Here is a 22,641-nt window from a genome sequence, read left to right on the forward strand (position 1 = left end):
GCACAAATTGTACATATTCAGATGTTATAATAATCTTCGAGCTTTTGGTATCTATTGTTTCATTATCGGAAAGGAAGAATCCTTATAGGATAGCTTAAGATTATGGAATTGAATGATATTATTTCTGTAGTAGAAGACAAGGCAAAACAAATTGCTGATGAAGAGATTGTAAAGTATAATAAAGCATTCCCTGAGCTTAACCTTACTGAGGAGGCCAGAGATTTAACCAGACAAAGAGCTCTTTCACAACTCACCTTACAGTTAAGCAAATTCCATTTTAAGGATGGAAGCGAATTAGACGAACAGTTTAATGAATGGTTTGCTTCAAATGAAGAGGAGGATTTGCGAAAAGCTTGTAAGCACTGTCTTGATTCCGAGGCTAAGAAAATCCGCGAGTCAGCATCAGGCAATCTAAGCTCGCTTGACGCCTATCTAAAAAAGCATTTAGGCAGTGCACATACAATTGATTAAATTTAATGAAAATATTATTGCTTTATCATTGACGAAGAATCAATCCTATGGTAATATACTTGAGTATGCCGCTCAGTGTGGTTATTTAAGTGTGTTTCATTCCGAAACACCACCGAAACTGGCGAGTAATGATAAAAAGGAGGAGCAACCATGTACGCAATTATTGCAACAGGTGGTAAGCAGTACAAAGTTTCTGAAGGCGATATCATTACCATTGAAAAGCTTGGTGTAGAAGCTGGTGAGAAGGTTACTTTTGATCAGGTTCTTGCTGTTAGCGACAAGGAACTCAAGGTTGGCGCACCTACAGTAGAAGGTGCTACAGTTGAGGCTTCTGTTGTTAAAGAAGGCAGAGGTAAGAAGGTAATCGTTTACAAGTACAAGAGAAAAACAGGTTACCACAAGAAGAATGGCCACAGACAGGCTTTCACTCAGGTTAAGATTGAGAAGATTAACGGCTAATTATGGTTTCCGTTATTATTACTAAATCAGGACCAGATTATAAACAAATTTCTTTAGATGGTCATGCAGGCGATGCTGAGGCAGGACAAAATATTGTTTGCGCAGCAGTTTCAGTTCTAGCTATCAACACCTTTAACAGTATCGAACGTTTTACAGATGATGCTTTTTCTGTTGATGCTGCTGAAGATGGTGGTCATTTAGTTATGACTTTTCCAGAACAGCTTTCCGACAAATCTAAGCTTTTGTTAGATTCTATGGTTCTTGGTTTAGACGAAATTAACAAACAATACGGTGATGAATATATTTCACTCACATACAAGGAGGTGTAAGACATGTTACAGATGAACCTTCAGTTCTTCGCTCATAAAAAGGGTGTTGGCTCTACAAAGAACGGTAGAGATTCAGAGTCTAAGAGATTAGGCGCAAAGAGAGCAGACGGTCAGTTCGTTAAGGCTGGCAATATTCTTTACAGACAGCGTGGTACAAAGATTCTTCCAGGCAACAATGTAGGTCTCGGTGGAGACGATACACTTTTTGCTTTAGTTGATGGAGTACTTCGTTTCGAAAGAAAAGGTAGAGACAAGAAGCAGGCTTCTGTCTATCCAGTAGAACAGTAATTGATTGACCCGACTATGCGTATTACGTAGTCGGGTCGTTTTTTAGGTAACAACGTAGTTAATCAATATAGTCGTTTTTAGCTGTTTTATATCTTAATAGAAATAAAATGGCATGGATAAATCGGCGGATTAGGAGTTTTTATGTCATTTGCTGATAGAGCAAAAATTATTATTAAATCAGGTAAAGGTGGCGATGGTCACGTTAGTTTCCGTCGTGAAAAATACGTTCCAAACGGTGGCCCTAACGGCGGCGATGGTGGTAATGGTGGTAATGTAATTTTTGAGGTTGATCCAGGCCTTAATACTCTTACTGATTACCGTCATAGACGTAAATTTGCAGCTGAAAACGGTCAGGAAGGTGGCAAGGACAATTGTCACGGAAAGAACGGTGCAGATTTAATTCTTAAGGTTCCAGAGGGAACAGTTATTAAGGATGCTGCCAGTGGAAAGGTTATCGCTGATATGTCAGGTGATAACAAACGACAGATAGTTCTTCCAGGTGGCAAGGGTGGCCTTGGTAATCAGCATTTTGCTACATCTACAATGCAGGCACCAAAATATGCAAAGCCAGGTGTAGATGCCATCGAGCTTGAAGTTCTTTTGGAGCTTAAGGTTATCGCTGATGTAGGTCTTGTAGGATATCCTAATGTTGGAAAATCAACATTCCTTTCACGTGTAACTAATGCTGATCCTAAAATTGGAAATTATCATTTTACAACAATCAGTCCAAATCTTGGTGTTGTAGATGTTGATGATATAAACGGATTTGTTATTGCAGATATTCCAGGTCTTATTGAAGGCGCATCAGAAGGAATCGGTCTTGGCCATGAATTCCTTCGCCATATCGAGCGTACAAAGGTTATTATTCATATGGTTGACGGTGCTTCAGTTGAAGGTCGTGATCCAATCGAAGATATTAAGACTATATCTGCAGAGCTTGAGGCTTATGATTCTTCCCTTCTTAAGAAGCCTCAGGTTATCGCAGCTAATAAAATGGATGTTATTGGCGAAGAAGGAAATGAAGTTCTTGAAGCTTTAAAGGCTGAATTTGAGCCAAAGGGCATTAAGGTATTTGCCATTTCCGCAGTTAGTGGTAAGGGCCTTAAGGAGCTTTTATACGAAGTAGTTAGACTATTAGATTCCTGTGATGATGCACCTATCGTTTATGAGCAGGAATTTGACCCTACAATTCGCGCATTTAATGACGAACCATATACAGTAACTATCAATGACGAGGGCGATTATGTTGTTGAAGGTCCACGTATCGAAAAGATGCTTGGATATACAAATCTTGAATCTGAAAAGGGCTTTATGTTCTTCCAGAACTTCCTAAAAGAGCAGGGCATCCTTAAGGAGCTTGAAGAAAAGGGAATTCAAGAGGGTGATACTGTTAGAATGTATGGTTTAGTATTTGATTATTACAAATAAGAGGTATTAAAATGACTAATAAACAAAGAGCATATTTATCATCTCTAGCAGCCGATATCAGCCCAATTCTACAGATTGGTAAGGCCAGCCTTACACCTGAGCACACTCAGGCTGTAGATGAAGCTTTAGAGGCTAGAGAGCTAATAAAAATTAATGTACTTAAGAATTGCTTTGATGACCCACGTGAGATGGCTCAGATTCTTGCAGAGCGTACTCATTCAGAGGTTGTTAGAGTTATTGGAAAGAAAATCATCCTTTACAGGGCAGCTAAAAAGCCTGTTATCAAATTACCTAACTAACACAGGAGCTTAAAATGGCTAGAATTGGCGTGTACGGAGGCACCTTCAATCCAATACATAACACACATATTGAGATTGCAAAGGCTGCTTTAGAGCAATACAAACTTGATAAGGTTTATTTTCTTGTGGCAGGAACTCCTCCACATAAAAATACTGCTGAAACCATATCTGATATAAGCAGGCTTGAAATGGTAAAAATAGCAATAGCTGATACCCCAGGTCTTGATGTTGATGAAAGAGAAATATACAGAGCTGGCAAAAGCTATTCGTATCTTACCTTTACTGAATATCATCAGGAATATCCTGATGACGAAATATTCTTTATTATGGGAAGCGACAGTCTTCTCAATTTCAAGAACTGGGTTAAGCCAGATATTATTTCGGAATACACAACAATTCTTGTTGCTCCTCGTTTAGGGGATGATATTAATGACATCGAACAGTCAATTTTTGAATGTAAAAATATGTTTGATGGTGATTTCATGCTTATAGATTATAAGGCGAATGCAATCGCTTCCTCTGAAATTAGAGGTGCTTTTTATAAGGATACTGAAATAAAATCAGACGTTCCAAAGATTGTCGCAGATTACATCGTAGAGCATAATCTTTATAGCCTATACACTTATACACCGGAGGATATTACAAGAATTGACTCCGAGATGAAAAAGGAGCTTAAGCCAGGCAGATATATTCATACCCTTGGTGTTGCCAATATGGCTTATTCACTTGCTATCAAGTGGAATTATCCAGCCGTTACAGCTCAAGTGGCAGGCATGCTTCACGATTGTGCCAAATGTATTTCAGATGAAAAACGACTTAGTGTCTGTGAAAAAAATAATATTCCAGTAACAGATATTGAGCGTCAGTATCCACATCTTTTACATGGTAAGGTTGGAGCGTATTATTGCAAAAGCAAATATGATGTTTATGATGAGCAGATTGCACACGCTATAGAGGTTCATACTACAGGCTGTCCAAATATGAATCTTCTTGATAAGATTATATTTGTTGCCGATTATATTGAACCAGGTCGTGATAAACAACCAAGACTTGATGTTATCCGAGCTTGTGCGTTTAAGGATTTGGATTTATGCGTATACCTTATTCTTGAGGATACAGTTAATTATCTGAATACTAATCCGGATATGGTAGATCCAACCACGATAGATACTTTTGAGTTTTATAAATCACTTATAGAAAAGAGGTAAAAAATGGAAGCAAGAGAGATGGCAAAGCTTATTTGCAAAGCCCTTGATGATAAAAAGGCTATTGATGTTAAGGCTATCGATATTTCAGAAGTAAGCGTTATGGCTGATTTCTTTATCGTTGCATCAGCATCGAACCAGAGCCAGATGAATGCTATGCAGGATGAAGTAGATAGAGTACTTTACGAGCAGGGCATTCATGCTAAATCAATCGAAGGTAACCGTTCAAGTACTTGGGTACTTATGGACTATGAAGATGTTATCGTTCACTTATTCTCCGAGGAAGATAGATTATTCTATGACCTTGAAAGAATTTGGAAGGACGGAATCGTTATCGACGCAAATGAATTATAAGAAAAAACGACCCATACGGGTCGTTTTTTTAAAAGAAGCGGAAAACTCCGAATACTTTACCAAGGATTATGCAATTATCTACAATAATTGGATCCATATTATCGTTTTCTGGCTGGAGACGAATATGTCCGTTTTCTTTATAGAATGTCTTAACTGTAGCGCTATCATCTACAAGAGCTACAACCATATCTCCATTATTAGCAGTATCCTGCTGTTGAACAATGATAGTATCACCATCAAGAATACCAGCATTAATCATAGATTCCCCTTTAACACGAAGCATAAATACCTGACGATTAGGAACATGCTCTGCCGGAATAGGGAAGTATTCATCAATGTTCTGAACTGCAAGAAGTGGCTGACCAGCAGCAACATTGCCTACTACAGGAACATTAACAACTTCACGACGAATCATATTGAAATTATCATCGATGATTTCAATAGCACGAGGTTTAGATGGATCACGCTTTATATAACCGTTCTTTTCAAGTGTCTCAAGATGAGAGTGTACAGATGATGTAGAACGAAGATTACATGCATCACATAGTTCTCTAACAGTAGGAGGGTAACCCTTATTTAGAATAGCATCTTTTATAACTTCAAGGATCTCACGCTGTTTTGCAGAAATTTTTCCATATGCCATAGTGAAATTCTCCTTTCAATTTTGTCTAATATTACAATATCATACGGAACATATTTTTGCAAACAAATTTTCCGAAATTTTGTTCGGAAAACTATTGACAAAACGATTGTTCGGTATTATATTGAAACCAGAACAAAGGTTCCGAACACTTTTTTGGAGGCGTTGATATGAGAAGGTATAGTAAAGCTGAATTAATAGTAAGAAATAGAAAAATCATGGTGGGAGCAGTTGTTGTATTATCCTTATTATTAAGTATCATTTTATTCACTAATAGGGCAGCTGCAGAAGAAAACAGAACTGTATATACATATTATACCAGCTACGAAATCCAGTCTGGGGATACCCTTTGGAGCATCGCCGATCAGTTTATGGGGCCAGATTTTACTGATAAGGATGATTTTATTGAAAATATTAAGACTATCAATCACCTAGGAGATGATAATATCACAGCAGGGAATTTCCTTGTTATAGAATATTCTTCTTACGATAAGCTATAGGTTATTGTGGGCTTTTTCCTTAAGTAGCCCACAAGAAGTCATAGTTATGTTACTATTCAAACTCTCTTGCATATATGATAATATATATACGAATTATATTTAGAATTTACACAATATTTTGTGTTTAGGAGAGTTTATGTTACGTTTTTTTATTGCAATCTTTTTTAATGCAAAGCGAGGGCCAAAGATTATCCCTACTATGCGTAAGATGATTAAACATAAAGATAAATACCCTGAAAAAACCAGATATGCCTATGCTTTACGTTTAATTCGATATCTTAAAAAGAGTGCCAGAATCACTACAGAAATATATGGAACTGAAAATCTTCCCGAAGAAGGCGGGTATGTTATGTACCCTAATCACCAGGGGAAATATGATGCTTTAGGCATCATGTATGCTCATAGAGAGCCTTGTACCTTTGTTATGGATAAGGCAAAGTCTTACGGCTTTCTAGTTCGTGAAATGGTAGATTTGCTTGGTGCTAAGCGCCTTGCACTTGACGATGTAAGACAGAACATCCGCATTATGGATCAGATTACAAAGGAAGTAGAACAAGGGAAGCGTTTTATCCTATTTTCAGAGGGTGGCTACGCTACTAATGGAAATATTGTACAGCGCTTTAAGCCAGGTAGCTTTAAATGCGCCATGCGTGCAAAAGTGCCTATTATTCCAGTTACACTTATTGATTCATATCTTGCCTTTAACAGCCTTAAACCTGGTCCTGTTACAACTAAAGTAATTTTCGGCAAGCCTATCACCTATGATACCTACAAGGATATGAAGACACATGAAGTGGCAGATATTGTTCGTTCCACTATTATCGCTACAATGGAGGAATTTGGTGTTTACGTCAACAATCCTGAGAACAATCCTGATATTTTAGATACTGATAATTAACATAAATTATAATATTTTATATTTATACTCCTATATGAAGCATTTGTAGCTAGCAATTGCTTCATATTATTTTGCGTGAAAAAAGGAATTTGAAATGGACGATTTATTTGATAAAAATATTAATATAGATACCTATAAACCAGAAAGCAAAGGCGTTCGAATTTATAAAGCTTTTGCTATGTTTAGATTCATATTTATTATTTATGCATTATCATTTGAGTTTTTAGCATATTTTTGGTTACTAAAGAAAAATATATTTCAGAAATACTTAGAACCTCAAGCCTATCTATTGGTTGGCTTTTCAGTGCTATTTTTCTGCCTAATAGTATATGTAATAATTGATAATCTAGCATTTAGAAAGAAGCTTTTAGAGTCATCTCCAGAAGTAAATTTTGATTATTATTTCTATACTTATAAAAAATCAGGCAAAAAGAATCAAAATAATACTATAACAGCAATAGCTTGCGCATTAGCCGAAATGGGAGATAAACTTGGCTGTCAAAAGGTTTTATCATTATTACCTGTGGAATATAAACCACGGATTCTAAGTGAATTAAGGGATTGGCTTAAGTCAGAAGAAACAAGCTTTGACAATCCTTTGTTACACAGTACTAAACGATCTATATTAAGAGCAATAGTCTTTCCTATCATGTCATTACTTATAGCAGCAGGACTTTTGGCGTCTTGCATAGACTATACGATCCTTATTGGCTATGGTTTTAATAAGACCTGTATTATGTACTTTGGCGTACTACAATGTGCTGCCTGGCTATACCTAACATTTATTTGCATCATTTTAATCATCTATTATTTCAATAGAAATAGGATGTTCTTATTAATAGATGGTTCTAAAGAGTATTCAAAAAGTATGACACTTGTTGCCTTACTTATTTTATTATTATACATAAGTGTTAATCCTGCTGTAAGTTATGTACTCACTCCTGATGAACTTAATACAACTTCTGATAATATATCATCCTCATATGAAATTAAAGATGAAGAAGAATTATGGAGTGAACATCCAGATGATACAGAAGTTATGCTCAAAATGATAATTCTTTGCGATTGGTTACAAAAACGTGGAGTTATTGGTGATTTTCATGTTTTGATAGAACACGACGAAAATGATATTGCCATGGCAACTGTTTCAAAGGATGATAATTACGCTTATGTTTTACACGAAAATGGTTTTAAAGATGATATTAATGGTTGTAAATGCTTAGAGTTTATACTTAAAGCTGAGCCACTAGATGCTAAGGGTAAGTCTCTAGGCCCTGAAAAAGAAAAGCTTATTGGATACTATTTGGTAAAATATGAAACTGATGAGGTGTTTGAGGAATTTAAAGCATACTAGTAAAATCAGTTAACCTTCACTTAACCATCACTTAGGATGCAGTTAAATTTCAAATACAGGGAGTAATATAACATCATCGCAAGAGCGATAAAACTTTTTCATATATCATTCTCCCTTTAAAAGGCGGCCGTAGAGCCGCTTTTTTGTTATCTGAAGCCAAAGTGCAAAACATAATTCTTTAAAATTTATAGTTTATAATATTTCCCGTAAAGTCAATTGAGTCTTTTGAGCAGGAGGCTTCTATGATTTTAAAAGAATATGATGGTGATTTATTCCACGTAGCTGATAGAGATACCTATTACGCTCAGGGAATATCTGCAGATTTCATAATGAAAAAGGGAATCTCAGTAAAATTTAATATGACCTACAACACCAGAGAGCGTCTTGTGGCAAAATACGGCAACTACTTGGAAAAATGGGATGCTGTAAACGATAATTCTCAGGGCTTTTGCATTTTGGAGGACAAGGTTTTAAATCTTGTTATCAAAAGAGACTATAGGGAGGAACCCACACTTTTAGCAGTTAGTATGGCATTTTTTGAAATGAGAAGAATCATTATCAGCAAACATATCAGAGTGGTTTCCATGCAAAGAATTGGCTGCGGATTAGAGGGCTTGAATTGGGAAGATGTGAAGCAGCAATTAGAAATTGCTCTTGAAGATACAGATGTTTTTATCAAAGTATATAGAACCTAAAAAATTAAGGGTTACTGCGGCATGCAGTAACCCTTAATTTTATGCAGTTTCATTTTTAGCTAAAGCCTTTTCTTTAGAGGCCTTTAATTCCTGTTCATGTAAATCCTGAATATCATCAATAGCAGAAAGCATAGGCTTTACATCCTGATTCAGAAGATTTCTTTGAACATAGTTATGTGTGATTTTCATAACTGTTCCACTAAGAGCCAGTACACCGATAAGGTTTGGAATAGCCATCATACCATTCAAGGTGTCTGAAATATCCCAAGCGAGAGATAAATCCATAGTAGCTCCAACAACTATAAATAAAACAAAAACAATCTGATAGAACTTTATATTTTTACGTCCAAATAAATACTCGAAGCCCTTACTACCATACTGACTCCAACCAAGAGTGGTAGAGAAGGCAAAGAGTAAAATAGCAATTGCAATAAAAGCAGAACCAAATTTACCAAATACAGTTGAAAAAGCTTCTGCAACTAATGCAGTAGAAACCTGGTCAGAAATAACAACACCTGTCTCTAAATCTACTAAACCACTGGAAAGTACTGCAAAGGCTGTAATTGTACAAACGATAATAGTATCAGCGAATACTTCAAAGATACCCCACATACCCTGAACAACAGGCTCTCTAACGTTAGAGCTTGAATGAACCATAACAGAAGAACCAAGTCCGGCTTCATTAGAAAATACGCCTCGCTTCATTCCCCATTGCACAGCCATAGCAACTCCGCTACCAACAATACCACCGCCTACAGCTCGCATACCAAAGGCACCCTTTATGATAGAAATGAATACAGCACCAAATTGATCAATATGTACAAGGCAAACAATAATTGCACAAATCATATAGATAACTGCCATAAATGGAACAAGCTTTTCGGTAACTGCAGCAATTCTCTTTAATCCTCCAACAATAACCAATCCACCAAGAATCATCAAACCAATACCAGTAACAATAGATGGAATACCGAAGGCTGATTTGATATTTACCGCAATGGAATTTACCTGGCCCATGTTGCCAATACCAAATGAAGCGCCTATACAAAAAACACTAAACATTACAGCAAGTACTGCGCCAATCTGTTTGCAGCCTGGCTTTGCTCCTAGACCATCATGAAGATAGTACATTGCACCGCCGCACCATTCATTTCTCTCATTTCTTCTACGATAGTAAATACCAAGTACATTTTCAGAGAAATTAGTCATCATTCCAAAAAAGGCAACAATCCACATCCAAAATATTGCACCAGGTCCACCTGAAGCAATAGCAGCAGCAACACCTGCGATATTACCAGTTCCTATTGTAGCTGCTAAAGCAGTACAAAGACTCTGGAATTGGGAAATTTGGGTGTCATTTTTGTGAGTATGTGCTGTAACATGTGAATCCTTGAAAATGCCTCCGATAGTATTTGATACCCAATGCTTAAAATGTGTAATCTGAAAAAACTTTGTAAGGCATGTCATTAAAATGCCTGTACCAACTAACAATATCAGCATTGGAAGTCCCCAGACAAATCCATTAATGGCATTGTTAATTGTTTCGACGCTAGATAGAATGTTCTCCATAAATTCTCCTTTAGTGCCTAGTTTTTAGTTCTTACTTGAAAGAATATCATAAGACTTTAACGGTGTAAAGTGATAAATTGTTAAATATTTGCCTATTTCCCCTTTAGAAGGTATAATAGCAAAGATTTTGTTTTTAAAGGAGTATAGAAATGAGAATAGCTGTTACATATGAAGATGGCCAGGTGTTCCAGCACTTTGGACATACAGAGCAATTTAAAGTTTATGAAGTAGAGGATGGCCAGGTAGTATCTTCTGAAATCATCGGTTCTGATGGTCAGGGACACGGTGCTTTAGCAGGTCTTCTTAGCAATAAGTCAATCGATGTACTTATCTGCGGTGGTATCGGTGGTGGTGCTCAGGCTGCTCTTACTGAAAATGGTATTGAGCTTTGCGCTGGTGCTTCAGGAGATGTTGATGCTGCAGTAGAAGCTTATCTTAAGGGCGAACTTATCAACTCTGGTGTAAATTGCGACCATCATGGTGAAGGTCACAATTGCGGCGATCATAGCGAAGGTCATAGCTGTGGCGAACATTCAGATTGCGGCGGATGCCATTCAAAGCCTGAATTCGAAGGCAAGAACGTTGGCAAGACTTGCCGCACACACTATAGAGGCACATTTAACGATGGAACTCAGTTTGATTCATCTTATGACAGAGGGGAGCCACTTGAATTCGTTTGTGGTGCAGGCATGATGATTAAGGGCTTCGATAAAGCCGTTGCAAACATGGAAGTTGGCCAGAAGGTAGACATTCACCTTATGCCAGAGGAAGCTTACGGTCAGCGTGATGAAGATGCAGTTGTAACTATGGAAATTGCAGAGCTTCCAGGTTCAGAAGAGCTTGTTGTAGATCAACAGGTTTACTTACAGGACCCTTACGGCAGACCATTCCCAGTTAAGGTAGTTGCAAAGGATGATAAAAATATCACTTTTGATGCAAACCACGAGATGGCTGGAAAAGAATTGAATTTCACAATCGAACTTGTAGAAGTTAAATAATAATTTTTAAGGGAGGCTCCAAAAGCCTCCCTTTTAGTTTGCCTATAATTAGAAATCTACCTCAGTGTCGTAATAGCAGCACTTAAGAAGTTTTTCCATTTCTTCCTGGCTAGGCTGTCTAGGATTTGAACCTGTGCAGGCATCCAAGATAGCGTTTGCGGCAATGTCGTGGAGTCTCTCAAGGAAGACATCCTCTGGTACAAAGCCCTGATCTGCAGGAAGTCCATCTGGACCATAGTGGTTGATGCTGTGTGGAATGTTAAGGTCATCGTTCATCTTGCGAAGATAATCAATAAGTAGCTTAACCTTTTCGTCATCATTTGAACCGCCAAGGTGCATGTAATCAGCAATAACGCCGTAACGCTTCTTAGCAACTGGGTCCTTAGCGTTGAATGCGATAACCTTTGGAAGATACATAGCATTAGCAGCACCGTGAATGATGTGAGCGCCCAAATCTGCAAAAGCAGCACCAGTCTTGTGAGCCATAGAATGTACGATACCAAGAAGAGCATTAGAGAATGCCATTCCGGCAAGACACTGAGCGTCATGCATTGCGTCTCTTGCATCCATGTCCTCATTGTAAGATTTTACAAGAGTATTCATAATCATTTCGATTGCGTGGATTGCAAGTGGGTCTGTGTATGCACAATTTGCTGTAGAAACATAAGCTTCGATAGCGTGTGTCATAGCATCCATACCTGTATGAGCAACTAATTTCTTAGGCATTGTGTGTGCAAGCTCTGGGTCAACAATTGCTACGTCAGGTGTAATCTCAAAATCAGCGATTGGATATTTGATACCCTTTTGATAATCAGTGATGATTGAGAAAGCTGTAACTTCTGTAGCTGTTCCTGAAGTAGAAGAGATAGCACAGAATTTAGCCTTTGTACGAAGCTTTGGAAGTCCGAATACCTTGCACATATCTTCAAATGTTGTCTCTGGATATTCGTATTTAATCCACATAGCCTTGGCAGCATCGATTGGTGAACCGCCGCCGATTGCAACAATCCAGTCAGGCTGGAATTTCTGCATTACCTCAGCACCCCTCATAACTGTCTCAACAGATGGATCAGGCTCGATACCTTCAAAAAGCTCTATCTCCATTCCGGCTTCTTTTAAATAATCCTCAACCTTCTGTAAAAATCCACCTCTTTTCATGGAACCGCCACCAGTACAAATGATAGCGCGTTTGCCCTCAAATGTTTTTAAAGCCTCAAGAGCACCTTTGCCATGATAAATGTCGCGAGGCAAAGTAAATCTTCCCATAATAAAATACCTCCATTTACAATATTTTTCCTATATTATACCTAATATTGTATGATTATTCCATAATACTCAATAAATAATAGGAAATGTGGAGTTTTCCCTTTATTTATAGGTGTGAAACCATTACAATAAAAACATTAAACAATTCGGATAATTAAGGGGGATTTTTATGGCACTAATTCAAGTAAACTATATGTCTAGGGCGTTGTTTAGACTGGTTCCTGTAAATGTGATTTTACCAGTGGATCGCTTTGATGCAGATAACGATTCATATATGAATGGAAAAGATAAAAAGTATAAGACACTATATCTGCTTCATGGATTATTAGGAAATTACACTGACTGGGTGAGCCAGACTCGTATTCAAAGATGGGCAGAGGAAAATAATCTGGCAGTGGTTATGCCATCTGGCGATAACGCCTTCTATCTTAATTCCAGAACTCCTTGGAACGATTATGAAACCTTTATTGGTGAAGAGCTGGTGGAGGTGACAAGAAAAATGTTTCCTCTATCTGATAAAAGAGAAGACACCTTCATCGCTGGCCTATCAATGGGAGGCTTTGGGGCACTTCGTAATGGAATAGTTTTCTCTAATACCTTTAGTCATGTAGCTGGACTTTCTGCAGCTGTACATATTTTTGAGGACACATCTGAAGAAGCTAACATAGGATTATTCGACAATATTAAAGAAGCATCGGAATCTAACAGGAACCCATGGGTTGCCGTAGATGAAATGCTTTCTAGTGGTCGCAAGCTACCAAAATTTTACATGGCATGTGGTACACAGGATGATTTGATGCCAGCCAATATTAAATTTAGAGATTATCTAAAGTCAAAGGGATTAGATGTAACCTGGGATGAAGAGAATTTCGGTCACGACTGGGATTTCTGGGATAGCCAGATCAAGAAGGTTTTGGACTGGTTACCATTGTAATAATTATATGTGTGGGAGGATAAGAATATGAACTATGGAATGCTGATACTATGGCTGTTGATTGGCTACATAATTGTCACTTGGGTAGGATTTGGCCATACTGTTTTTAATATTAAGGTTTTGCATATGAAATCCATGAAAGAAAGTGATGGATTAGGGGAGGCCTATGAAAAAACAAAGCCATGGCACCCACTATATAACATCATCATTTTTCCTATATTTGGATACTTATATCTTTCGGGCTTAAGTGAAACCACACTTCAGACAGCTCTTATTACCGGCGCAATCTGGGCAATCGTAAGCATTGTGATTGATTTAGTAGGATGGGTTTTGATTCCTCATCCGCTCCAGCTTAGCTTTAAGCAGTTTTATGTTGAATATCAGCCTTGGATTACGTTAGTTTATATCGCCATATTCTTAGGACCGGTACTTGGTTTCTTGGCTGCGTCTTTAGTGGGCCGCTTTTAGGTGAATATTTGTATGTAAATGATATTAGTGTGGCATAACTCCTAATTTCAATTTGAGGCCCTACGTCTAATTTGGCAGGATTCTATTGTTTAGACGTAGTAATCCTTAAATATTGATGTTAGGAAGGAAATCCGAGATGAGATAATAATCACATTTAAAATTCAGTGTATTAATTTTATGTAAAAAGGAAAAATAATAACAAAATAATGCACAATCTGATTGATTTTATTATCTTGCTACGTCTGATTTTATAAATTGCTTTATTTGAGACGTAGACCTATAAAAAAATGAAGTTTTGGGTTACAGGTTATTAAATTAGGAGATATGTAAATGAAAAAGTTGTTAAAATGGTTGGGTATATTTTTAAGCATAATCATCTGTATTGCTATTGTTGCACTTGGGATTTGCGAGATTAGGACAAGGCTCATGCAGAATGATTATTCAAGCATATATTATAATGAAAAATACCAAACACCAATTATAATAGAAAATGTTGAAGTCATTACTCAGGACATTTCCTGCGGATATGCTGTAATAGAAATGTTTTCAGCGTGGAATGGGGGAGATGTTACTGAAGAATCTCTTTATAATCAATATGGTAAGGTAGTTACATCAACAGGTAATAAGTTTTGCCAGGAAATGAACAAGCAATTTCCAGAGTACAAAACTGAAATCCATAAATATTTGAAAAACTCTGAATTTATCGATATCATGTATGACTCCTTGGCTGCTGGAATGCCAGTGCCTTTTGAGTGGGCAGCACTTTACGGCGACCAGTGGACCTTACATTATTCATTAATCGTGGGTGCTGATATTCCAAATGATAAAATCACCGTGGCCAATCCTTATGGCTATTATGAAGAAATAACAGTGGAAGAGCTACTTGCTAGAACCAGCTTTGAAGCCTACGAAGATATGCCATTATTTATGGAAATGGGATTTGCCATCGGTTTATTTGAGAAAAATACTATTTATTCGGTAAAGGAAAGTAACGATTAATTTATGTATTTAATTTCAGCATATTTTGATAAAAATACAACTGAACAGCTACAGAAATATATAGACAGAATTGCTGTGGTATCAGGTAATAGTTTCATGGTCGATAATCAGGTTCCGCCGCATCTTACACTGGCAGCAATTGAGGCTAGAAGTGTGGATGTTCTTGTCCCTGCATTTGAATCATTACATGATAAATTACAGCAAGGCGATATTTCAATAATTACCGTAGGCCAGTTTATGCCAAAAGTAATTTATGCGGCACCGTATATAAATCAATATCTGTTTGAATTGAATAGATGCATCTGCGATGCCTATGCCGATGTTACAGAAACTACCATCAGCAAATATTATAGGCCACTATCATGGCTTCCGCATATTACACTTGGAAAGACATTGAATAGCCTGCAAATGAATGAAGCTGTTAAGGCTATGCAGGAGTTTAAAAGCATCGACGCAAAAATTATTCGCATTGGATTAGCGAAGGTTAATCCCCACGCAGATGTGAGCATCATTGATTTAGAATATTGTAATAGATAAGCTCTGGATTACCAGAGCTTTATTTTTTTAATACTGTTAGACATATCTAACCTAAAGTAGTAATATGTAATCGACAAAAATCAAAAGATGGGAGTGATGTAAATGAGTATCAAATTCCTGCAAGCTTTATGAAAACAGCAGTAGACGTTCTTAGACATGGAGATATGACCGTGCCAGAATATATGATATGGCTTCAGAAGGCAGATTTTACTAACTGCCCAAAGGTAACATTTATTTATGGTTCTGATGAAACACTTTATGCCTGTGCGCCATCTTTGGAAAAGGTTATGCAAAAATACGGTGTAGCCTACGAATTAATTGTAGGCGATGGAATGTTTCACTGTTATCCAGCCTTCCCTGTGGTGAAAGAAGCTAAAGAAGGTTGGGACAAGATGGTTGATTTAATAAAAGGTGCATAGACCGCAAGTAATAATAGACAACATATGAAAGATTGTGTATGATATAAATATATAATTTTTTCACAAAGGGGAAGAGCGATGAATAAAAAATTAATATTAGGTTTATGTATTGCCGGTATGTTAGGAATCACAGCATGTGGTTCGCAGCAAACAAGCGAGCAAAGTGAATCAGCTGTTGAAGCGGCTACTGAAAAAGAAGAAGCTTTAAATAATGCTAAAGATACAGTTGAAGCAAATCTAGCTGCTGAAGAAAACGCAGAACCTGATATTTTCTATGATGGTTCAGAAATTGCACCATCAATAGATATTAGTGGCTGTGATACATTTACTCAAATCGTTGACAAAAAGCTTAGTTCAGGAATGTGCTATACAAATGCAACGATTGGTGATGCAGATGTTTTACTTGTTGGTAGCGGTTGCTATGACAACATGGATGGCAATATGGCAGCAATTGATTCAACTATTTTTATATACGACAAAGATGGACTAATTAAGGAAATAGGTAAGGTTACCAGCGGTGGTACATCTTATCCACTTGCTATCAAAGACGGCAATCTTTTCTGTGCTAGCAATGGTTGGATTTCAGAAGTTACCATTTCGAATGAAGAGATTCAACTTGTAAAAGAATCATGGGCTGATTATAGCTCTAAAGATAATGGCGAAGATGCTTTCTATACCTATGATGCTTCTACAAAAACCAAAACGGAAATAGATGAAGATAGCTTCTGGTCATTATATGATGTTCTTGAGGATGCTGAAATACTAAATTTTAATAAAATTCAGTAAGCATTTTTAACTGTAAAAAATTTAATAAGAGCACTCAGTTCCATTAAGGTATCTGAGTGCTTTTTCTTTACAGAAAAAGCAGCATTAGCAAGATTTAAGAAACATAATTCTTTTATATGCCAATTAAATCTTTATTTTGTCAGTAAAATCAACTAGAATAGTGACATTAAGATTTAAAAGATATGGTATAAATTCGGAGAGTATTAAATGGGAAATATTAATGTTCATGAAAAAGTAAAAGAGCGACTGATAAGATATGCAAAGATTGATACTCAATCTCAGCCTTATAGCGGTCATTGGCCAACTACTGAAAAACAAAAGGATCTAGCCATCGTTCTGAAAAAAGAACTGATAGAAATAGGCGTTTCAGATGTGTACCTGGATGAAACAAACTATGTAGTATATGGCCGAATTCCTTCTAATATTAATGATGAAAATGCTACAGCTGTAGGGTTTGTGGCACACATGGATACCGCACCAGATGCAAGTGGAACCGATGTAAAACCATGGGTATTAGAGAATTATGATGGCAAAGACATAGTTCTTAATGAAAAAGAGCATATTGTAATGAAAGCAGCGGATTATACAAATCTTGAAAATTACATTGGCCAGGATTTGATCCTTACCGATGGAACAACTTTATTAGGTGGAGATGATAAAGCATCCATCGCAGCTATCATGACAATGGCGGAATATCTTTGCGATAATAGTGATATTAGACATGGTGAAATAGCCTTAGCATTCACTCCTGATGAAGAGGTAGGAGGATTGGCAAAGGATTTAGATTTAAACCGATTTGGAGCAAAATGTGCTTACACATTAGATGGCGACCATTTAGGATGGTACGAAAATGAAACATTCTATGCTTCAGAAGCAGTTTTTGAATTCACAGGCAGAAGTGTTCATACAGGAACTGCGAAAGACATAATGATTAATGCTGTAGATATTGCAGCTGAATTTATCGGAATGCTACCTAAAAAAGAAAGGCCACAAAATACTGATGGAAGAGAAGGCTTCTATCATGTAATCTCATGTAATGGTGATTGCGAATATTCTAAAGTTAGACTTATTATACGTGATTTCGATTTTGACACCTTCAAAAAACGAGAGGCGTTTTTAAAAGAGTGTGCTGAAAAAATAGGAAACACCTATGGAAATGATAGAGTTAAACTAACAATCAGCCATCAATACAGTAATATGAAAGAAATTCTTAAAGATGTACCATATATGACAGCAATACTGGAAGATGCCATTAAAAAAGCAGGAATCACACCAGTGTGTGAACCTTTTAGAGGCGGTACAGATGGAGCTGCGCTTTCTTTCAGAGGATTGCCATGCCCTAATTTATCAGCAGGATATGAAAATGCCCATGGAAGATTTGAATATGTTCCAATTCAATCTATGGTAAAAAATGTTGAAATATTACTTAACATTATAAATGCCTATGCCAATCATAGATGATAATACAGAATAATTAACGAATCGAGATTTACGGAGGAAAATATGCAAGAATTACAATTACATCGAGTTTATAAGCATTTTAAAGGTGATTATTATTTAGTGGAAGATATTGCGAGAGATTCAGAAACTCAAGAGGAAATGGTTGTATATCGCAAATTATACGAGGACGGATCACTTTGGGTTAGACCTAAGAAAATGTTTTTATCTGAAGTGGATCATGAAAAGTATCCTGAGATAACACAAAAGTATAGATTTGAGCTTCAAGAAATTGCAAGCAAAAAGCACTGAGTCATGTGAGAGTAAGAGAATTAGTCAGTCAAATCAACTAGAAAGTAGATCGAAGGAGAAAATGTTATGACACTTGATGAATTAAGATTTGATATAGCAAAAGAGCAGAAGAGTGGAATTCCTTTTATAGCTGCATCTATAGTTTTGTGGGGAATGATTACAATAGTAACATTACTAAATATTCCAGTTAAACAGCAAAACATCCTAGTTTTCTGCTGTTCTTGTCCATTGATGCCACTTGCAATGATAATAGGAAAAATAGTCAAAGTAGATTTGTTTTCCAAAAACAATCCATTAAGTAAGGCAGGTCTTTTATTCACGATGAATCAGATGCTATATATTTTGATTGTTATGTGGGTATTTAATGCCGTACCTGAAAAAATGGTTATGGTATTTGCAATGGTTTTTGGAGCGCATTTGCTGCCATATTCATGGCTATATATTTCCAATGCATATAAAATTTTTTCGATAATAATTCCAATTATATCATTAATATCAGGTGTATTGTTTAATGCCACAGTAGTTGCTTCAATAATGTGCATCTGTGAATTATGTTTTCTTATTATGCTGATTATAGAAGTGAGAAAATACAATTAGAACAATTATTAGAAATATAAGGCTTGATAATTTTTCTAAGAAGGGGAGTGTCTAATATTGAACAGCCTTCAAATGAAACAGCTGTTGTAACAGAGACTGAATCAACATCAGAAAATATTTCAGAAGAAGTAACCAAGTGGCTTATTACGTGAAAATAGTGAGAATATGAATTTGTGATGTAATGATTTCAGACCGTGTGGCGTAACTTGGCACCATATTTGAAATATAGTGTAATACACTTCAAATAACTAAAGTAAACTAGAAAAATAAAAGAATAATCAGTTCATTTTTAGCAAAATACTACGGTAAAAAGCAACTATTCATAGCAAATTGTCGTAGTATCATAAATCTCAAAGCCACAAAGCCTATTCGGGAGAGTAAATGTAGAGCCAAAGTATATTTCAGTTTATAGAATCAGAAAGGTTAAATAAGGATAGAGACATGATTTTATTAGTGATCGATATACAAAAAGGAATCGCAGATAACAGATTATTTAATTTTGATAGTTTTATTCAAGACACAAAAAAGATTATTGATGCTGCAAGGGATAATAATGTTGAAATCATCTATGTTCAGCATGATGATGGACCGGGAACAGGATTCTCGGTAGGTGATTGGAATTTTGAAATTGCTGATCAGGTTGCTCCAACAGCTTCTGAAAAAGTATATATTAAGAATTCCAGTTTGTAGGGGTAATAAAAATGAACTATAAGATAATTGATAAAGAAAAATACTATAGAAAAGGAGTGTTTCACCACTTCTCGGAAGACTGTAAATGTTCGACTTCAATGACTGCAAGAATTGACGTTACGTATCTGGTTGAGTATTCCAAAAGAAATGGGACAAAGTTTTATATAAATTTCCTTTATATTCTATCAAAAGTTTTGAACTCACGTGAAGATTACAGAATGGGGTACCTTTGGCAGACAGATGAGCTGATTTGCTATGACGTAATAAATCCTACGCAGTATGTTTTTCATGAAGATACGGAAACCTGTACGCCGGTATATACAGAATATTTTGAGGAATATAAAAAGTTTTACACTGGTGCTTTAAATGATGTTGAGGAAGCGAAGAAGACTCGTGAATATGGTTTAGACATGGCAAATCATCCAAACTGGTTTGATGCATCTTATATATCATGGCTTTCATATGACTCGCTTAATATTGAATTGACTGATGGACATTTATTCTTAGCTCCTATTATCAATTGGGGGAAATACAGAGAGGAAAACGGTAGACTTGTTATGCCTGTAACTGTTCGACTTAATCACGCAATTGCAGATGGATATTTGGTTGCTAATGTATTTCGTCTTTTGGAGAAGGAAATCAATTCTTTTGTTGAGTCATAATCGCACAATTCCAATTTGTAGAGGTTTTTAGAGGGATTATATTTAATAATAAATATTTTAAGCAGATCGAAAGTTAAAGGGAAAATGATTTTTAAAGTAGCGATTTTACAGTTTCGTGCAGAGAATACGAATATAAAGAAAAATATTGATACTATAATCTATTATATGCATGAAGCATCAAAAAATGGAGCAGATATTTTGCTTCTTCCGGAATGTTTTATAACAGGTTATGATCTTCCAATAACATTTGAAAAAAGCATATCATGCGAAGATGATGTTATAGCTAAAGTATGCAACACAGCCAAAATGCTTAGCATAGGTGTCGTACTGACATCATTTACAAAAGGCAAAGAAAAACCTCAAAATACAGCATTTGTAATTAATAAGTCTGGAAAAATAATAATGAATTATTCAAAAGTTCATACTTGTGATTTTGCAGATGAAAAAGATGTTGAGGCAGGAACCGAGTTTAAGGTCTGTGATTTTGATGGAATAAAAATTGGCATAATGATTTGCTATGATAGGGAATACCCTGAGAGTGCGAGAATGCTTATGTTAAAAGGTGCAGAGATAATTCTTGTGCCTAATGACTGTGGCTCGATGAAACCTCGTATTCAAGCATTGTCAACCAGGGCATATGAAAACATGGTTGGAATAGCAATGGCAAATGCAAATGGACACAATGCAGGCTGTTCGTGTGCATATAGTCCTATATGCTGGGATAAAAATGGTATCTGCACTGATAATACAATTGTGCTCGCTGATGATATGACAGAAGGATTGTATTATGCTGATTTTGATATGGATGCAATACGAGAATACAGAAGCACAGAAATGATGGGCAATACATTCAGAAAAGTAGGAGCATATAAGGGATTATTAGATGCTACAATTTCAGCACCATTTATAAGGGATGGACAAGAATAATTCATAGTCAGGTAATAGTTTATTATTTCAAAGGTAGGAAAAAATAGTCTGTCTGATAGTGAAATAGATATAATTGCAGGTATCTTTAATAGGTAATTCGAGGGAATTAAAATGCAGGAAAAAATTAATAAACAGCTTAGTTTGACTGGAAATATGCTTAAAGTAATAGCCATTATTGCAATGACTATTGATCATTTGGCTTGGATGGGTATAGAGACTTATACTCAAGCAGAAACCGTTAGTCAGATATTATTGCATATGGTTGGAAGGCTTACAGCTCCTATAATGATATTTTTTGTAGCTGAAGGATATCATCATACTCATGATTATTATAGATATCTAAAAAGGATGGCTATCTTAGCTCTTATAAGTCATTTTGCCTTTTGTTATTTTAATATGTCTAGCTTTAATCCTTTTAAGAATCTGATTTTTAATTCAACGAGCATAGCATGGCCACTTATGTGGGGGCTTATTTTTCTTAAAGTATGGGATTCAACAAAATTTAAAACGTGGATTAAGGTATTGATTACTATTATAGGGTGTATTTTAACCTGTACAGCTGACTGGAGCTGTGCAGCACCAATAGCAATTTTGTTAATTGGTCGAAACCACGGAAAGTTTCATAGACAAATGCTGTATCTTATGTTTTCCGTTAGTATGTACGCAGTTGCTTTTTTTATAGTTCACAGCCACATATATGGAATATTACATTTGGCATGCTGGGTAACGGTACCGCTTTTGGCTCTATATAACGGTAAACGAGGAGAATGCAAATGGCCAATGTCATTAAGTTAAGAGGGATGTATAAAGATCTCTGCATCAGGAATGATGCAGGGGTCTTTTTTCTATAAAGGGTTGACATTAATGCAGAAAAGTGCGGCCGCTTTCGCTACTGATTATTTTCAGAGGTAGCGAAAGCGGCCCTTGAAATTGTAAGTATATTTACAAATTTCAGGGAGGCGCACATGAAACCACAAATGGTAAAGAAACTTTTGATGTCACAAATTAAAACAATTGCAGATAATGCAAAATCTTTCTGTATTGATTCTGAAAGAAATTTCTCACGGAAAAGAAAATTGTCTATGGAAAAAGTCATTACAGGAATTATTGGTATGGGAAG

General features: G+C 36.3%; 29 protein-coding genes. 26 read left to right on the plus strand and 3 right to left on the minus strand.

Going from position 1 to position 22,641, the window contains the following annotated elements:
- Positions 1-102: 102 nt before the first annotated feature.
- From BM097_RS09760 to rsfS, 8 genes are all read left to right on the plus strand, one after another.
- Positions 103-471, plus strand: coding sequence for a hypothetical protein (locus tag BM097_RS09760; protein ID WP_090548736.1), 369 nt, complete (start codon positions 103-105; stop codon positions 469-471).
- Positions 472-621: 150 nt separating this feature from the next.
- On the plus strand, positions 622-930 hold the full coding sequence (gene rplU / locus BM097_RS09765) for a 50S ribosomal protein L21 (RefSeq protein ID WP_090548739.1): 309 nt from the start codon (positions 622-624) through the stop codon (positions 928-930).
- Between the two features lie 2 nt (positions 931-932).
- The gene (locus BM097_RS09770) at positions 933-1,259 is read left to right on the plus strand and encodes a ribosomal-processing cysteine protease Prp (protein ID WP_090548742.1); all 327 of its coding nucleotides are present in this window, start codon (positions 933-935) and stop codon (positions 1,257-1,259) included.
- A gap of 3 nt (positions 1,260-1,262) precedes the next feature.
- Positions 1,263-1,547, plus strand: a complete 285-nt coding sequence (gene rpmA, locus BM097_RS09775; protein ID WP_015549701.1) for a 50S ribosomal protein L27 — start codon at positions 1,263-1,265, stop codon at positions 1,545-1,547.
- A 141-nt stretch (positions 1,548-1,688) separates the two neighbouring features.
- Positions 1,689-2,975: a GTPase ObgE gene (gene obgE / locus BM097_RS09780; protein ID WP_090548745.1), complete on the plus strand. Its 1,287-nt coding sequence runs from the start codon at positions 1,689-1,691 to the stop codon at positions 2,973-2,975.
- Between the two features lie 11 nt (positions 2,976-2,986).
- Positions 2,987-3,274, plus strand: a complete 288-nt coding sequence (locus BM097_RS09785) for a YhbY family RNA-binding protein (RefSeq protein WP_090548747.1) — start codon at positions 2,987-2,989, stop codon at positions 3,272-3,274.
- Positions 3,275-3,288: 14 nt separating this feature from the next.
- Positions 3,289-4,482 (plus strand): nicotinate (nicotinamide) nucleotide adenylyltransferase, encoded by a 1,194-nt coding sequence (gene nadD, locus BM097_RS09790; protein ID WP_090548751.1) that lies wholly within the window; start codon positions 3,289-3,291, stop codon positions 4,480-4,482.
- 3 nt (positions 4,483-4,485) lie between these two features.
- Complete coding sequence (gene rsfS / locus BM097_RS09795; protein ID WP_090548754.1) at positions 4,486-4,833, plus strand: ribosome silencing factor; 348 nt, start codon at positions 4,486-4,488, stop codon at positions 4,831-4,833.
- Positions 4,834-4,861: 28 nt separating this feature from the next.
- On the opposite strand, the gene lexA is transcribed toward rsfS, so the two are convergent.
- Complete coding sequence (lexA, locus tag BM097_RS09800; protein ID WP_090548757.1) at positions 4,862-5,476, minus strand: transcriptional repressor LexA; 615 nt, start codon at positions 5,474-5,476, stop codon at positions 4,862-4,864.
- A gap of 167 nt (positions 5,477-5,643) precedes the next feature.
- On the opposite strand from lexA, the gene BM097_RS09805 reads away from it, so the two are divergent.
- The 4 genes from BM097_RS09805 to BM097_RS09820 all read left to right on the plus strand — a co-directional run bounded on the left by BM097_RS09805 (position 5,644) and on the right by BM097_RS09820 (position 8,920).
- A complete protein-coding gene (locus BM097_RS09805; RefSeq protein ID WP_090548760.1) occupies positions 5,644-5,973 on the plus strand; it encodes a LysM peptidoglycan-binding domain-containing protein in 330 nt (109 codons plus the stop codon).
- 136 nt (positions 5,974-6,109) lie between these two features.
- On the plus strand, positions 6,110-6,871 hold the full coding sequence (locus tag BM097_RS09810) for a lysophospholipid acyltransferase family protein (RefSeq protein WP_090548763.1): 762 nt from the start codon (positions 6,110-6,112) through the stop codon (positions 6,869-6,871).
- 94 nt (positions 6,872-6,965) lie between these two features.
- Positions 6,966-8,225, plus strand: a complete 1,260-nt coding sequence (locus tag BM097_RS09815; protein ID WP_090548766.1) for a hypothetical protein — start codon at positions 6,966-6,968, stop codon at positions 8,223-8,225.
- A 242-nt stretch (positions 8,226-8,467) separates the two neighbouring features.
- Complete coding sequence (locus BM097_RS09820; RefSeq protein ID WP_090548769.1) at positions 8,468-8,920, plus strand: macro domain-containing protein; 453 nt, start codon at positions 8,468-8,470, stop codon at positions 8,918-8,920.
- A 39-nt stretch (positions 8,921-8,959) separates the two neighbouring features.
- Here the strand turns inward: BM097_RS09820 and BM097_RS09825 are convergent, their stop codons facing one another.
- Positions 8,960-10,489, minus strand: a complete 1,530-nt coding sequence (locus tag BM097_RS09825) for an alanine/glycine:cation symporter family protein (RefSeq protein ID WP_090548772.1) — start codon at positions 10,487-10,489, stop codon at positions 8,960-8,962.
- 149 nt (positions 10,490-10,638) lie between these two features.
- Here BM097_RS09825 and BM097_RS09830 point away from each other — a divergent pair, with 149 nt between their 5' ends.
- The gene (locus BM097_RS09830; protein ID WP_090548775.1) at positions 10,639-11,487 is read left to right on the plus strand and encodes an FKBP-type peptidyl-prolyl cis-trans isomerase; all 849 of its coding nucleotides are present in this window, start codon (positions 10,639-10,641) and stop codon (positions 11,485-11,487) included.
- A 48-nt stretch (positions 11,488-11,535) separates the two neighbouring features.
- On the opposite strand, the gene BM097_RS09835 is transcribed toward BM097_RS09830, so the two are convergent.
- On the minus strand, positions 11,536-12,753 hold the full coding sequence (locus BM097_RS09835) for an iron-containing alcohol dehydrogenase (RefSeq protein WP_090548778.1): 1,218 nt from the start codon (positions 12,751-12,753) through the stop codon (positions 11,536-11,538).
- 169 nt (positions 12,754-12,922) lie between these two features.
- Between BM097_RS09835 and BM097_RS09840 the strand changes: the two genes are divergently transcribed.
- From BM097_RS09840 to BM097_RS09900, 13 genes are all read left to right on the plus strand, one after another.
- On the plus strand, positions 12,923-13,687 hold the full coding sequence (locus tag BM097_RS09840; RefSeq protein WP_090548781.1) for an alpha/beta hydrolase: 765 nt from the start codon (positions 12,923-12,925) through the stop codon (positions 13,685-13,687).
- Positions 13,688-13,714: 27 nt separating this feature from the next.
- Positions 13,715-14,155, plus strand: a complete 441-nt coding sequence (locus tag BM097_RS09845) for a hypothetical protein (protein ID WP_177197427.1) — start codon at positions 13,715-13,717, stop codon at positions 14,153-14,155.
- Between the two features lie 330 nt (positions 14,156-14,485).
- Positions 14,486-15,154, plus strand: coding sequence for a hypothetical protein (locus tag BM097_RS09850; protein WP_090548784.1), 669 nt, complete (start codon positions 14,486-14,488; stop codon positions 15,152-15,154).
- Positions 15,155-15,157: 3 nt separating this feature from the next.
- A complete protein-coding gene (locus tag BM097_RS09855) occupies positions 15,158-15,691 on the plus strand; it encodes a 2'-5' RNA ligase family protein (protein ID WP_090548786.1) in 534 nt (177 codons plus the stop codon).
- Positions 15,692-15,819: 128 nt separating this feature from the next.
- On the plus strand, positions 15,820-16,110 hold the full coding sequence (locus tag BM097_RS09860) for an alpha/beta hydrolase (RefSeq protein WP_090548789.1): 291 nt from the start codon (positions 15,820-15,822) through the stop codon (positions 16,108-16,110).
- A gap of 78 nt (positions 16,111-16,188) precedes the next feature.
- Positions 16,189-16,896 (plus strand): hypothetical protein, encoded by a 708-nt coding sequence (locus tag BM097_RS09865; RefSeq protein WP_090548792.1) that lies wholly within the window; start codon positions 16,189-16,191, stop codon positions 16,894-16,896.
- A gap of 207 nt (positions 16,897-17,103) precedes the next feature.
- A complete protein-coding gene (pepT, locus tag BM097_RS09870; protein WP_090548795.1) occupies positions 17,104-18,357 on the plus strand; it encodes a peptidase T in 1,254 nt (417 codons plus the stop codon).
- Between the two features lie 42 nt (positions 18,358-18,399).
- The gene (locus tag BM097_RS09875) at positions 18,400-18,645 is read left to right on the plus strand and encodes a DUF1653 domain-containing protein (protein ID WP_090548798.1); all 246 of its coding nucleotides are present in this window, start codon (positions 18,400-18,402) and stop codon (positions 18,643-18,645) included.
- A gap of 66 nt (positions 18,646-18,711) precedes the next feature.
- Entirely contained in the window at positions 18,712-19,242 is a 531-nt protein-coding gene (locus BM097_RS09880; RefSeq protein WP_090548801.1) for a DUF7010 family protein, read from the plus strand.
- Positions 19,243-19,683: 441 nt separating this feature from the next.
- Positions 19,684-19,932 (plus strand): isochorismatase family protein, encoded by a 249-nt coding sequence (locus BM097_RS09885; RefSeq protein ID WP_090548804.1) that lies wholly within the window; start codon positions 19,684-19,686, stop codon positions 19,930-19,932.
- A gap of 11 nt (positions 19,933-19,943) precedes the next feature.
- On the plus strand, positions 19,944-20,594 hold the full coding sequence (locus tag BM097_RS09890; protein ID WP_090548806.1) for a CatA-like O-acetyltransferase, family 3: 651 nt from the start codon (positions 19,944-19,946) through the stop codon (positions 20,592-20,594).
- An 84-nt stretch (positions 20,595-20,678) separates the two neighbouring features.
- Positions 20,679-21,521, plus strand: coding sequence for a carbon-nitrogen hydrolase family protein (locus BM097_RS09895; protein WP_090548809.1), 843 nt, complete (start codon positions 20,679-20,681; stop codon positions 21,519-21,521).
- A gap of 111 nt (positions 21,522-21,632) precedes the next feature.
- Entirely contained in the window at positions 21,633-22,316 is a 684-nt protein-coding gene (locus BM097_RS09900; RefSeq protein WP_090548812.1) for a TraX family protein, read from the plus strand.
- The last annotated feature ends 325 nt before the right edge of the window (positions 22,317-22,641 follow it).

This window comes from Pseudobutyrivibrio sp. OR37, from assembly GCF_900113655.1.
Classification (GTDB): domain Bacteria; phylum Bacillota; class Clostridia; order Lachnospirales; family Lachnospiraceae; genus Pseudobutyrivibrio.